The sequence below is a fragment of the Pseudomonas sp. p106 genome (assembly GCF_003936645.1).
GTDB classification, from domain to species: Bacteria; Pseudomonadota; Gammaproteobacteria; order Pseudomonadales; family Pseudomonadaceae; genus Aquipseudomonas; species Aquipseudomonas putida_E.
Window position 1 is genome coordinate 416,262 of sequence record NZ_RHQR01000001.1, and the last position, 12,861, is coordinate 429,122.

Below are 12,861 nucleotides of genomic sequence, written 5' to 3' on the forward strand. Positions count from 1 at the left end.
TGCGGGCATCGGTTTGCCGCTGGTGAGGCCCGGGCGGGCCTACTTGAAGCCCGTCACTGCATGCGGCACATAGGGGGCTTGCAGGCGCTCCACTTCTTCGGCGCTGAGCTCGAACTGCAACGCGCCAATCGCATCATCGAGCTGCGCCACCTTCGACGCGCCCACGATCGGCGCCGAAACCCCTTGCTTGCCCAGTACCCAGGCCAGCGCCACCTGGGCCATGGGCACGCCACGCTCGCGGGCTATCTGTTCGACCACATCGATCACCCGGCCGTCTTCCACTTCGGTTTTTTCATAGAACGACTGGCCGGAAATGTCGGTACGGGTACGTTCAGTCTGCTGGCCATGCGGGCGGGTCAGCCGGCCGCGGGCCATCGGGCTCCAAGGCATCAGGCCCACGCCCTGGTCCAGGCACAGCGGGATCATTTCGCGCTCTTCCTCGCGGTAGATCAGGTTGAGGTAGTTCTGCATCGACACGAAGCGGCTCCAGCCATTGCTGGCCGCCACCTGTTGGGCTTTGGCGAACTGCCAGGCATACATCGAGGATGCGCCGATGTAGCGCGCCTTGCCGGCTTTGACCACATCGTGCAGCGCCTCCATGGTCTCCTCGATCGGGGTATGGTAGTCCCAGCGGTGGATCTGGTACAGGTCGACATAGTCGGTCCCAAGCCGGGTGAGGCTGGCGTCGATGTTGGCCATGATCGCCTTGCGTGAAAGGCCCTGTTCGTTGGGCCGGGTGCTGCCTTCCCACATGTTGGCCGGGAAGAACACCTTGGTGGCGATCACGGTTTCTTCGCGGCGGGTGAACGCCTTCAGCAGCTTGCCCAGGATCAGCTCCGAGGTGCCGGCCGAGTAACTGTTGGCGGTATCGAAGAAGTTGATGCCTTGCTCCACGGCGTGGCGGATGATCGGGCGGCTGTCGGCTTCGCCGAGGGTCCAGGGGTGGGTGCCGGCGCCCGGCTCGCCGAAGGTCATGCAGCCCAGGCACAGTTTCGAAACATCCAGGCCGGTGTTGCCCAACTTGACGTACTGCATCTGCTTCTCCTCGGTGGTCGTTTGCGATGGGGGAAGCTTAGCGGGGCTGTGGGCGTGCGGAAATCCCGTATCGGTGCAGGCGAGCTCTGCAGAAATTCACAAGCGCAGCAGTGGCTTGACCTGTTGCTGCAAAAAATCGGTTACAGCCTTGATGCGCGGTGTGTTGCGCACGTCTTCATGCACGGCCAGCCATAGTTCGATGCTCATGGTCTGTGTTTCGTCCCCGATGGCTTGCAGGCCATGCTCCTGGGCCATGAATGCCGGCAGGCAGGCAATGCCGATGCCGCCTGCAGCGGCCTGGGCCTGGATGCGCAAATCGTTGCTTTGCACTACAAAGGGCTGGTGGTGGGTCTGGGCGAGCAGCCACTGTTGCTGCGCCGACTTGGCCTGGGACTGATCGTAGCCGATATAGCGCGGCGTGCTGGTGCTGCGCAGGTAGCCGGGGGCGGCGTACAGGCGGTAATCCAGGTAGCCCAGCAGGCTGGCCACCAGGGTGGGCTCGCTGGGCCGGGCCAGGGCCACGCTGATATCGGCCTCGCGGCGCGCCAGCGAGGCGCGCGACTTGCTGCCGACCAGTTTCAGGTGCAGCTGCGGGTAGCGGTTGCACAGGGTGGCCAGGCGCCGCGCAATGAGGCTGCCGAGCAAGGCGGGCGGGGCGGCCAGTACCACCTGGCCTTCAACCTGCTGCTGGCCTGCGCTGGCGAAGTGTTCCAGGGCGAAGGAGGCCTGGGTCATCTGCTCGGCGTAATCGCCCACCCGGCGGCCTTGCTCGGTCAGCACGTAAGCCCTGGGGCGGCGGTCGACCAGCTTGAGGTTGAGCGCAGCTTCCAGTGCGGCGATGCGCCGGGCCACGGTGGCGTGGTCGACGCCCAGCTGCTTGGCTGCGGCCGACAGGGAGCCGGTGCTGATGAAGGCGCAGAAATGGCGCAGGTCTTCCCAATCGAACATGGCGGGCCTCTGTGGTGGAGGGCCATGATAAAGCCTCCTGGCGATTCCCACGACCTGAACCGGCCCCAACGCCGGCACACACGTTTCGCGTCAATTTCAAAAGCACCGCCATCGCTGCCAGGGCCGGCTTGCCGGCGATGGGGCAACACAAATAACTGATGCTAGGATGGCTGCTTCTCCTTACCCGGATACCGCCATGCAGCCCCTCGACCACCTGTCCTTGCACCTGTTCATCGTGGTCTGCGAAGAGGGCACCATCGCCCGCGCCGGTGAGCGGGCGTTCATGGCGCCTTCGGCTGTCAGCAAACGTATCTCGGACATCGAAGCGCGCTTTGGCACCACGCTGTTCAAGCGCAGCAAGCGCGGGGTCGAACCCACCCCGGCAGGGCTTGCCCTGTTGCGCCATGCCCGCGGCCTGACCCGGGCCATGGAGCGCCTCGACAGTGAGCTGAGCGAATACGCCGAGGGCGCACGGGGGCATGTGCGGGTGCTGGCCAATGTCTCGTCGATCATGGAGTTCCTGCCCGAGGAACTGTCGGCCTTCATGCTGGAAAACCCGTTGATCCAGGCCGATATCGAAGAGCGCTTCAGCCCCGATGTGGTCCGTGGCGTGGCGGAGGGCAATGCCGACCTGGGTATCTGCAGGAAGTCCACCGCAGTCGGCGGCCTTGAGTTCGTGCCTTATCGGCAAGACCACCTGGCGGTGGTGGTCGGTGCCAGCCACCCGCTGGCAGCGCGCAGCAGCATTGCCTTTGCCGAAACGCTTGGCTACGAGCACCTCGGGCTGTCGGCGTTCGCCACGTTGAACAGTTTCATGTGCAAGAGCGCCGAGGCAGCTGGCAAGGAATTGCGTTTTCGCTCGTACGTGTCGTCGTTCGATGCGGCCTACCGGCTGCTGCAGTTCGGCCTGGGCCTGGCGGTGTTCCCGCAGGAGGCGGTGGCGCGTTATGCGCCACTGTTCGACTTGCGGGTGATCCCGCTGACCGATGACTGGGCGTTGGGTGAGTTCGTCATCTGCATGCGTGACCGGCACGCGCTGTCGCTGTCGGCGCGGCGCCTGCTGGACCACTTGCTGCTGCGCGCGCCGGCCTGGCAGGTTATGCCCTGATATCCATCGCGGCTGACGATGGATCAGCCCGTGAAAGACGTCTTTTCTGCCCGCCATGCGGCTCTTAGTCTGGCCACACGCTTCAGACAGAGAGCCCCCTGATGACAACAATAACAATCAATGAAGTCGGCCTGCGTGATGGCCTGCAGAGCCTGCAGACGGTCATGCCGACCGCCGCCAAGCTGCGCTGGATCGACAGCGCGTATGCCGCTGGCGTGCGCCACATGGAAGTTGCCTCGTTCGTGCCGGCCAGGCTGTTGCCGCAGATGGCCGACGCCAAACAGGTGGTCGCCCACGCACTGACCTACCCAGGCCTGCTGGTTACGGTACTGGCCCCTAACCTGCGCGGTGCCCAGGATGCACTGGAGTCTGGTGCGCAACGCGTCGTCGCCCCAGTGTCGGTAAGCAACGCCCACAGCATGGCCAACGTACGCCGCACGCCGCAGGAAATGGTTGAGGAGCTGGGGCGCATGTGCCAGTTGCGCAGCGAGATGGGCCGGCATGACGTGCAGATGATCGCCGGCATGTCAGTGGCCTTCGGCTGCACCCGTCAGGGTGATGTGCCGCTGGGTGACCTGTGCGCATTGACACGCCAGGTGATCGAGGCGGGTTGCGACCTGGTTTCGCTGGCCGACACCACCGGCTACGCCAACCCCGGGCAGGTAGCCAAGGTGATCCAGGCGGTGCGGGCCATTGCCGGGGAGCGCCTGCGCGCCGCGCACTTCCACGACACCCGTGGCCTGGCGCTGGCCAACAGCCTGGTCGCCGTGCAGCAAGGTATCCGCGAGCTGGACGCCTCGCTGGCCGGGCTTGGCGGTTGCCCGTTCGCGCCAGGTGCCTCCGGCAATACCGTGACCGAAGACCTGGTGTTCATGCTGCAAAGCATGGGTTACGACACCGGCATCGACCTGCAGGCATTGATCGACTCACGCCAGGTGCTGCGTGATGCCTTGCCCGATGAACCCCTGTACGGCGCGCTCGCCCGCGCCGGCCTGCCGCTCAACTACTAAGGGCTACCCGTATGTCCAGACTCCCCTTGGACGGCATTCGTGTCGTTGAGATTTCGCACATGGTCATGGGCCCCACCTGCGGCATGATCCTCGGTGATCTTGGCGCTGAGGTGATCAAGATCGAGCCCACCCGTGGCGATGGCACACGGCGCTTGCTCGGCGCAGGCGCCGGGTTTTTCCGCACCTTCAACCGCAACAAGCAATGCATCGCCGTGGATGTGCAAACGCCCCAGGGCCGGGATGCCGTGCTCGCGCTGATCGACACGGCCGATGTGTTCATCGAGAACTTCAAGCCAGGGCGCATGCATACGCTCGGCTTTGACTACGCAGCGCTGCGCGAGCGCAACCGGCGGCTGATCTACGCCTCGCACAAGGGCTTTCTCAACGGCCCTTACGACAATCGGCTGGCACTGGATGAAGTGGTGCAGATGATGGCGGGCCTGGCCTACATGACCGGGCCGGTGGGGCGGCCGCTGCGTGCGGGCAGTTCGGTGAACGACATCATGGGCGGCATGTTCGGGGCCATTGGTGTGCTGGCCGCGCTCAACGAGCGCAACAGCACCGGCGTTGGCCGCGAGGTGCAGAGCGCACTGTACGAGAACTGCGTGCTGCTGGCCGCCCAGCACATGCAGCAGTTTGTGGTCACGGGGGAGGCGGCAGCGCCAATGCCCAACCGCATCAGTGCCTGGGCCATTTATGACGTGTTCACCTTTGCCGGGGGGGAGCAGATGTTTGTCGCCGCCACAGGGGAGGGCCAGTGGCAGGCGCTGTGCACCGTGCTTGGCCAGGCGGCATTGCGCGACGACCCCACCCTGGCCAGCAACAACGACCGGGTGTTGCAGCGGCCGCGTTTGCTGGCGCACCTGGCCGAGGTGTTCGCCACACTCGATGCGCAGCAACTGGCGGTCGAGCTTGAGGCCAATGGCATCCCGTTCGCGCCGATCCGTCGCCCGGAGGAGCTGTTCGATGACCCGCACCTGATGCAAAGCGGGGGCATGGCTGACCTCACCCTGGAGGACGGCAGCAGCACGCCGATGCCACTGCTGCCGCTGGCGCTCGATGGCCAGCGCCTGCAACCGCGCCGGCCGATCCCGCGTATTGGCGAGCACACCCAGAAAGTCATGCGCGAGCTTGGTTACAGCGATGCGCACATTGCCGAGCTGTGCGCCGCAGGCGTGCTCAAGACTGACGAGCAGGAGCGCTGAAAATGGCCATCTACCGATACGACACGCTTGTCCCGAACCTGCACCCGGAAACCTTCGTTGCCGAGCAAGCTACGGTGATCGGCGATGTCACGCTGGCGCAAGGCGTTAGTGTGTGGCCGCAAGCGGTGCTGCGCGGCGACAATGAACCGATCCACATTGGCCAGCACAGCAATGTGCAGGAGGGCGCGGTGCTGCATGCCGACCCTGGTTTCGCCCTGACCGTGGGCAGTGGCGTGACCATCGGCCACCAGGCGATGCTGCATGGCTGCACGATTGGCGATGGTGCACTGATCGGCATACAGGCGGTGGTACTCAACGGCGCGGTCATCGGCCGCAATTGCCTGGTGGGGGCGGGTGCCATCGTCACCGAAGGCAAGGTCTTCCCCGACAATTCACTGATCCTCGGTGCACCTGCCAAAGTGGTGCGTGAGCTATCGCCTGAGGCCATCGCGCACATGCACGCCAATACCGCCGACTATGTGCGCAAAGGCCAAGCCTGCAAGGAAAAGCTCGTGCGTATCGGCTAACCCCCTTCAGTGGCGCCCTGAAGGGCGCCGCCGCTCTCCAATAATTACAAGAACGGAGATCCACCATGGTTGCCTTGACCGGTGTTCTGGCGCGTGAGCGCAATGAGCGTCACATCAATGAACTGCTGCTGTACCGGCGGGTGGCCTGGCGCATCATGCCATTGGCCATCATCTGTTTCCTGTTCTCCTATTTCGACCGCATCAACATCAGCTTCGCCAAGACCCAGATGCAGGCCGAGCTTGGCCTGAGCGACGCGGCCTACGGGCTGGCCGCGAGCATGTTCTTCATTGGCTACGTGCTGTTCGAGGTGCCGAGCAGCCTGGGCCTGAAACGCTACGGCGCGCCGGCGTGGATCTGCCGGATCATGGTGTCCTGGGGGCTGGCCACTGCGGCTCTGGTATTTGCCTATACCCATTACACCCTGTACTTCCTGCGTTTTCTGATCGGTGTGATGGAGGCCGGTTTCGGGCCGGCCATCCTGTTCTATCTGGCCTGCTGGTTCCCCCGCAAGCACCTGGCGAAGATGAACGGGCTGTGGTTTCTGGCCGTGCCCTTGGCTGGCGCGGTTGGCGGCCCTGCGGCGGGCTTTTTGCTAGGGACCATGGACGGTGTACTGGGCCTTGCCGGCTGGCACTGGCTGTTTCTGATGTCGGGCCTGCCGTGCGTGGTGCTGGGCGTGCTGGTGCTGTGCAAGCTCGATCGCGACATTGCGTCGGCCAAGTGGCTGACCCTTGAAGAGAAAGCCCTGTTGCAGGAAAACCTTGCCCAGGACAAACGCGCGGACAAACCGGTGCTGGGTTCGCTGTGGCGGGTGCTGCTGACCCGAGAAGTGGCGATCATGGCGTTCATCTATTACGTGATCAAAAGCGCGTCCTATGGCCTGAATTTCTGGATGCCGCACCTGATCAAGTCATCAGGGGTACAGGACATGCTGTGGGTCGGTGTGTTGTCTGCACTGCCTTATGCGGTGGCGTGCGTCGGCATGGTGCTGCTCACCCGGCGCTCGGACCGCACCGGCGAGCGCAAGCGCTACCTGGTGTACTGCCTGCTGGCCGCAGCCGTCGGTTACTTGCTCGCGTGCCTGTTCTCGGGCTCGTCGTGGGCGATGATGGCGGCGCTGGTAATGGCGACAGCGGGTACGTTCATTGCCATCCCGATCTTCTGGACCATCCCGCAGTCGACCTTCTCCGGGTTGGCGATTGCAACCGGCACCGCAGCAATCAACTCCGTGGGCCAGCTCAGCGGCATCGTGGCACCGGTGATGGTGGGGCAGATCAACGACATCACAGGCAGCACGTACATGGGCATGCTCTCGATTGCACCGCTCATTCTGCTCGCCTGCCTGGTGGTGATGCGCTATGTCAGAAACCCCAAGGTCTGAACCTGGCACGCCCTTGACGCTGAACAACAAGAACAATAACAAGGCATAACCCATGAACACTTCCGTCTCACGGCGGGCATCACTGATGCTCGCGGTGTTGTGCTGTGCGTGGCAATCGGCCCAGGCTGCCTTTGTCGCTGACGGCAAAGGCAGCCTGGAGCTGCGCAATTTTTACTTTGATCGCGACTTTCACGGTGCTGCTGCCAGCCAGTCCAGGCGCGGTGAGTGGGCCCAGGGCTCTTTGCTCAAGTGGCAATCGGGCTACACCGAAGGTGTCGTCGGGTTTGGCCTGGACGCGGCAGGGATGCTCGGCGTCAAGCTCGATTCGTCCCCGGACCGCAGCGGCAGCGGGCTGTTGCCCCGCGGCAGCGACAGGCGCGCGGTGGATGGCTATGGCAAGGCAGTTGCCACCGTCAAGGCGAAGCTTTCGCAGAGCCAACTGCAGCTGGGTGGTTTGAGCCCCCAGTTGCCATTGCTGGTGTCGAACTACAGCCGGTTGTTCCCGCAGTGGTTCAAGGGTACGCAGTTGGTCAGCAAGGACTTGGACCGTTTCACTTTTACCTTGCTGCAGGTCGATGCCACCAAGCTGCGCGACTCCACCGACTTTGAAAGCCTGACCGCCATGGCGCAACAGGGCGCCTATTCGGCCACGGTGACCAGCGACCGCCTGTACTACGCGGGTGTCGATTATCAGCCGGCGAAGAGCCTGACCCTCAGCGTGCACACCAGTCAGCTTGAAGACCTGTTCCAGCGGGACTTTGCGGGGTTCAAGTACAGGGCCGGCCTTGGGCCGGGGGAGGCATTCACCGAATGGCGCTGGTTCAACGCGCACGACCAGGGCAGGGCGTTGCTGGGCGAGGTGGATAACCGGACCTTGAGCACCAACATCGGCTATGGCCTGCACGGGCATACCTTCAGCGGTGGTTACCAGAAGGCCAGTGGAAATACCGCCTATGCGTATGTTGGCGGGACCGATACCTACCTGTTCAGCGAGCAGCAGGTGAGCACGTTTGCCTTGGCCAACGAGCGGGCATGGATGCTGCGTTACGACTACAACTTTGCAGCATTGGGCATCCCGGGGCTGACGTTCAATGTGCGCTACGTCAAGGGTGACCAGGTCGACCCACAGCGGATTGCCAGCAGCAAAGGCCGGGCGCTGGCCGCGCGGGGTGGCGAAGGTGAGGAGTGGGAGCGGACCACCGACATCAGCTATGTCGTGCAGTCGGGGGTGTTCAGGAACCTGTCGCTGCGTTGGCGCAATGCGACCATGCGCTCCAATTTTGCCGATGCGGCGGATGAAAATCGGGTGATCGTGGGGTACACGGTCGAGTTTTGAGCGTTGGAGTACAAATGTGCTCTTAGGTTGATATCGTGTGTGTTGGAAGGGGCCGTTCTGGGCGCATGTCATCAAGTTAACGGCGTTGGGAGGGCCTAACGCCCTCTATGAAACCGGTTTCAAAATGTTTCCGAACCAGCTAGATTACGCGGCTTTCTCAGGGCCTCTCCCTGATCCCCCAGACGGCGCAACCCAAGGCCGCCCCAATGCTGATGAGGACTTGCAATGCCTGAGCATGCCCCCGACAACCCGCGCCGGGACTTCCTGCGCAAAACGTTGACCCTTATTCCCGTGGTCACCGTGGCTACCAGCACAGGCCTTGGTGCCGGCCAGCTGCTGGCCCAGCCGGCCCGCGAACCCAAGGTGCCCGCTACACCGCCCGCTGGCCATTACCAGCCGACTTTCTTCACCGCCGAAGAATGGGTCTTCGTGCAGGCGGCGGTGTCGCGCATCATCCCCGATGACGAGCTGGGCCCCGGCGCACTCGAAGCAGGCGCCGCCGAGTTTATCGATCGCCAGATGAACACCCCCTATGCCACAGGTGCCCAGTGGTACATGCAGGGCCCGTTCAAGGCCGACGCTGCGCCAGAGCTTGGCTACCAGCTGCAACTGAGCCCCCAGCAGATCTACCGCCTGGGCATCGCCGCTGCGGATGCATGGTGCAAAAACGCCAGCGGTAAAACCTTTGCCGAGCAAGATAGCGCTACCCGAGACAAGGTTCTCGGCAAGATCGAAGCCGGTGAGATCGTTTTCGAACAGCTGCCTGCCAAAGTGTTTTTCAGCCTGCTGGTGCAGAACACCCGCGAGGGGTTCTTCTGCGACCCTATTCACGGTGGCAACAAGGGTATGGTCGGCTGGACGCAAATCGGCTTCCCCGGCGCCCGTGCAGACTTCATGGACTGGGTCGAGCGCAACGAGCCTTACCCGTTCCCGGCAGTATCGATTCGTGGCGAGAGGGCGTAAGGCATGGCCAATGCAATGAAGAAGGTCGATGCGGTGATCGTCGGTTTCGGCTGGGCGGGCGCCATCATGGCCAAGGAACTCACCGAGGCCGGGTTGCAGGTGGTCGCGCTGGAGCGCGGACCGATGCAGGACACCTACCCCGAGGGCAGCTACCCGCAGGTCATCGATGAGCTGACCTACAGTGTGCGCAAGAAGCTGTTCGTGGATGTCTCCAAAGAAACCGTCACCATCCGCCACAGCGTCAACGATGTCGCGCTGCCCAACCGTCAGCTCGGTGCCTTCCTGCCCGGCAAGGGCGTGGGCGGCGCAGGCCTGCACTGGTCCGGCGTGCATTTTCGTGTAGACCCGATGGAGCTGCGCATGCGCAGCCACTACGAAGAGCGCTACGGCAAACGCTTCATTCCTGAAGACATGACGATCCAGGACTTTGGCGTGAGCTACGAGGAGCTCGAACCCTGCTTCGACTTCGCCGAGAAGGTCTTCGGCACCTCGGGCCAGGCCTGGACCGTGAACGGCAAGGTGGTCGGCGAAGGAAAGGGTGGCAACCCTTATGCACCGGACCGCTCCAACCCCTTCCCGCTGGTGTCGCAGAAGAACGTAGTGTCGGCGCAGCTGTTCCAGAAGGCAACCGCCAGCCTGGGCTACAAGCCCTACAACCTGCCTTCGGCCAACACATCGGGGCCCTATACCAACCCCTATGGGGCGCAGATGGGGCCGTGCAACTTCTGCGGCTTCTGCAGTGGGTACGTGTGCTACATGTACTCCAAGGCGTCGCCCAACGTGAACATCCTGCCGGCGCTGCGCCAGGTACCCCATTTCGAGCTGCGGGCCAATGCCCATGTGCTGCGGGTGAACCTGGACGACAGCAAGCGCAAGGCTACCGGGGTGACCTACATCGATGCCCAGGGGCGGGAAGTGGAGCAGCCGGCGGACATCGTCATCCTTGCCGCGTTCCAGTTCAACAACGTGCGCCTGATGCTGCTGTCGGGCATCGGCAAACCCTATGACCCGATCAAGAACGAAGGGGTTGTGGGGCGCAACTTCGCCTACCAGAACATGGGCACGGTGAAAGCGTTCTTCGACAAAGACACCTACACCAACAACTTCATCGGCGCCGGCGGCAACGGGGTGGCGATCGACGACTTCAACGCCGACAACTTCGACCATGGGCCGCACGGTTTCGTCGGCGGCTCGCCGATGTGGGTCAACCAGGCTGGCAGCCGGCCGATTGCCGGTATTGCCAACCCGCCCGGCACGCCCGCCTGGGGCAGTGCCTGGAAGAAGGCCACGGCCGATTACTACACCCACCAGCTGTCGATGGACGCCCACGGCGCGCACCAGTCGTACCGCGGCAACTACCTGGACCTCGACCCGACCTACCGGGATGCCTACGGCCAGCCGCTGCTGCGCATGACCTTCGACTGGCAGGAAAACGACATCAAGATGAACCAGTTCATGGTCGACAAGCTGAGCAAGATCGCCCAGGCGATGAACCCCAAGGCCATCGCTGTGCTAGGCAAGAAGGTCCAGGAGCACTTCAACACCGCCAGCTACCAGACCACCCACCTCAACGGCGGCGCGATCATGGGCACCGACCCCAAAACCAGTGCCTTGAACCGCTACCTGCAAAGCTGGGACGTGCACAACGTGTTCGTGCCGGGCGCATCGGCGTTCCCCCAGGGCCTGGGTTACAACCCCACCGGCCTGGTGGCTGCGCTGACCTACTGGTCGGCGCGGGCCATCCGCGAGCAGTACCTGAAAAACCCCGGCCCGCTGGTTCAGGCTTGAGGAGCGATGGCATGAAAAAACTGTTGATCGCGACCCTGCTGCTGGGCACGGGCCTGGCTGCCCAGGCTGATGAAGCTACCGATGCGCTGGTGAAGAAGGGTGAGTACCTGGCCCGCGCCGGTGACTGCGTGGCCTGCCATACCGCCAAGGGCGGCAAGCCCTTTGCCGGTGGGCTGCCGATGGAAACCCCCATCGGCACCGTGTACTCCACCAACATCACCCCGGATGCCACCGGCATCGGCCAGTACAGTTTCGAAGACTTCGACCTGGCCGTGCGCAAAGGTGTGGCCAAGGACGGCAGCACGCTGTACCCGGCCATGCCGTACCCGTCCTATGCGCGGGTCAAGGACGAGGACATGCGCGCCTTGTACGCCTACTTCATGCAAGGCGTGCAACCGGTGGCGCAGCCTAACAAGGCCACCGACATCCCTTGGCCGCTGAGCATGCGTTGGCCGCTGGCGATCTGGCGTGGCCTGTTCGCACCAGAGGTGAAAGCCTGGCAAGCGCCGGCCGGTGCCGACCCCGTGGTCAGCCGCGGCGCCTACCTGGTGGAGGGTTTGGGCCATTGTGGCGCGTGCCATACCCCGCGTGCCCTGACCATGCAGGAAGAGGCCCTGAGCCCCGCTGATGGCAAGCAGTTCCTGGCCGGCAGTGCGCCACTGGAAGGCTGGATCGCCAAGAACCTGCGCGGTGACCACAAGGACGGCCTGGGTAGCTGGAGTGAGGAACAGCTGGTGCAGTTCCTGAAAACCGGGCGCAGTGACCGCAGTGCCGTGTTCGGCGGCATGAGCGATGTGGTCGAACACAGCATGCAGCACTTGAGCGATACCGACCTGACGGCCATTGCCCGCTACCTCAAGACGCTGCCGGCAAGCGACCCGCACGACCAGCCGCATGTGTACGACAAGCACGTGGCACAGGCTTTGTGGAACGGTGACGACAGCAAGCCGGGTGCGGCGGTGTACATCGACAACTGCGCTGCCTGCCACCGTACCGACGGCCAGGGGTATACCCGCGTGTTCCCGGCGCTTGCCGGCAACCCGGTGGTGCAGACGGCCGATGCCACCTCGTTGATCCATGTGGTGCTGGATGGCGGCACGGTGCCGGCGACGCATACCGCGCCGTCGAACCTCACCATGCCAGCGTTCGGCTGGCGCTTGAGCGACCAGGAAGTGGCTGAGGTGGTGAATTTCATCCGGACCAGTTGGGGTAACCAAGGCAGTGTTGTTTCGGCCAGTGATGTGAAAGCCATCCGCTAAGGCCGGCGCCCGGCGCCATACGTTGTGGGGCTTGCCGGCGATGCAGGCGCTGCGGTGTAGGGCACCGGCTTTGCCGGTGATCGCCGGCAAGCCGGCTCCTACAGGGTTGGCGCCGGCTGTAGAAATTGAGTATGTCAGTGCCACGGAAGGTGGTTAAACCGCTTGGATGCCACTCGATCAGGCCGGTGCAGTACCTTTTGTGCCGGCTTGCCGGCGATGCAGGCGCTGCGGTGCATGGCACCGGCTTTGCCGGTGATCGCCGGCAAGCCGGCTCCTACAGGGTTGGCGTCGGCTGTAGAC

Annotated in this window: 11 protein-coding genes; 9 read left to right on the plus strand and 2 right to left on the minus strand. The window is 63.6% G+C overall.

Features of this window, described 5'->3' with window-relative positions; all coding sequences use genetic code 11:
* Positions 1–39: 39 nt before the first annotated feature.
* Positions 40–1,035: an aldo/keto reductase gene (locus tag EGJ09_RS02150; protein WP_046786354.1), complete on the minus strand. Its 996-nt coding sequence runs from the start codon at positions 1,033–1,035 to the stop codon at positions 40–42.
* Positions 1,036–1,131: 96 nt separating this feature from the next.
* Positions 1,132–1,983 carry a LysR family transcriptional regulator gene (locus EGJ09_RS02155; RefSeq protein ID WP_115274957.1) on the minus strand — a complete coding sequence of 284 codons (852 nt, stop codon included), beginning with the start codon at positions 1,981–1,983 and terminating at the stop codon, positions 1,132–1,134.
* Positions 1,984–2,179: 196 nt separating this feature from the next.
* Between EGJ09_RS02155 and EGJ09_RS02160 the strand changes: the two genes are divergently transcribed.
* The 9 genes from EGJ09_RS02160 (at position 2,180) to EGJ09_RS02200 (ending at position 12,561) form a co-directional block, all read left to right on the plus strand.
* On the plus strand, positions 2,180–3,091 hold the full coding sequence (locus EGJ09_RS02160; RefSeq protein ID WP_125923093.1) for a LysR family transcriptional regulator: 912 nt from the start codon (positions 2,180–2,182) through the stop codon (positions 3,089–3,091).
* A 101-nt stretch (positions 3,092–3,192) separates the two neighbouring features.
* Positions 3,193–4,101 (plus strand): hydroxymethylglutaryl-CoA lyase, encoded by a 909-nt coding sequence (locus EGJ09_RS02165; RefSeq protein ID WP_115274955.1) that lies wholly within the window; start codon positions 3,193–3,195, stop codon positions 4,099–4,101.
* An 11-nt stretch (positions 4,102–4,112) separates the two neighbouring features.
* On the plus strand, positions 4,113–5,306 hold the full coding sequence (locus EGJ09_RS02170; RefSeq protein ID WP_046786351.1) for a CaiB/BaiF CoA-transferase family protein: 1,194 nt from the start codon (positions 4,113–4,115) through the stop codon (positions 5,304–5,306).
* Between the two features lie 2 nt (positions 5,307–5,308).
* Positions 5,309–5,833, plus strand: coding sequence for a gamma carbonic anhydrase family protein (locus EGJ09_RS02175; RefSeq protein ID WP_125923094.1), 525 nt, complete (start codon positions 5,309–5,311; stop codon positions 5,831–5,833).
* 65 nt (positions 5,834–5,898) lie between these two features.
* Positions 5,899–7,215: an MFS transporter gene (locus EGJ09_RS02180; protein WP_046786349.1), complete on the plus strand. Its 1,317-nt coding sequence runs from the start codon at positions 5,899–5,901 to the stop codon at positions 7,213–7,215.
* Positions 7,216–7,267: 52 nt separating this feature from the next.
* Entirely contained in the window at positions 7,268–8,551 is a 1,284-nt protein-coding gene (locus EGJ09_RS02185; RefSeq protein WP_125923095.1) for an OprD family porin, read from the plus strand.
* A gap of 225 nt (positions 8,552–8,776) precedes the next feature.
* Positions 8,777–9,514, plus strand: coding sequence for a gluconate 2-dehydrogenase subunit 3 family protein (locus EGJ09_RS02190; RefSeq protein WP_125923096.1), 738 nt, complete (start codon positions 8,777–8,779; stop codon positions 9,512–9,514).
* 3 nt (positions 9,515–9,517) lie between these two features.
* A complete protein-coding gene (locus EGJ09_RS02195) occupies positions 9,518–11,302 on the plus strand; it encodes a GMC family oxidoreductase (RefSeq protein ID WP_012314419.1) in 1,785 nt (594 codons plus the stop codon).
* Between the two features lie 11 nt (positions 11,303–11,313).
* Complete coding sequence (locus EGJ09_RS02200; RefSeq protein ID WP_125923097.1) at positions 11,314–12,561, plus strand: cytochrome c; 1,248 nt, start codon at positions 11,314–11,316, stop codon at positions 12,559–12,561.
* Positions 12,562–12,861 lie beyond the last annotated feature (300 nt).

Excerpts from the sequence above, each read along its gene's own strand:
- EGJ09_RS02175 (WP_125923094.1), top strand. The coding sequence starts at position 5,309 with ATGGCCATCTACCGATACGACACGCTTGTCCCGAACCTGCACCCGGAA.
- EGJ09_RS02155 (WP_115274957.1), bottom strand. The coding sequence starts at position 1,983 with ATGTTCGATTGGGAAGACCTGCGCCATTTCTGCGCCTTCATCAGCACC.
- EGJ09_RS02180 (WP_046786349.1), top strand. The coding sequence starts at position 5,899 with ATGGTTGCCTTGACCGGTGTTCTGGCGCGTGAGCGCAATGAGCGTCAC.
- EGJ09_RS02170 (WP_046786351.1), top strand. The coding sequence starts at position 4,113 with ATGTCCAGACTCCCCTTGGACGGCATTCGTGTCGTTGAGATTTCGCAC.
- EGJ09_RS02200 (WP_125923097.1), top strand. The coding sequence starts at position 11,314 with ATGAAAAAACTGTTGATCGCGACCCTGCTGCTGGGCACGGGCCTGGCT.
- EGJ09_RS02165 (WP_115274955.1), top strand. The coding sequence starts at position 3,193 with ATGACAACAATAACAATCAATGAAGTCGGCCTGCGTGATGGCCTGCAG.
- EGJ09_RS02195 (WP_012314419.1), top strand. The coding sequence starts at position 9,518 with ATGGCCAATGCAATGAAGAAGGTCGATGCGGTGATCGTCGGTTTCGGC.
- EGJ09_RS02185 (WP_125923095.1), top strand. The coding sequence starts at position 7,268 with ATGAACACTTCCGTCTCACGGCGGGCATCACTGATGCTCGCGGTGTTG.
- EGJ09_RS02150 (WP_046786354.1), bottom strand. The coding sequence starts at position 1,035 with ATGCAGTACGTCAAGTTGGGCAACACCGGCCTGGATGTTTCGAAACTG.
- EGJ09_RS02190 (WP_125923096.1), top strand. The coding sequence starts at position 8,777 with ATGCCTGAGCATGCCCCCGACAACCCGCGCCGGGACTTCCTGCGCAAA.
- EGJ09_RS02160 (WP_125923093.1), top strand. The coding sequence starts at position 2,180 with ATGCAGCCCCTCGACCACCTGTCCTTGCACCTGTTCATCGTGGTCTGC.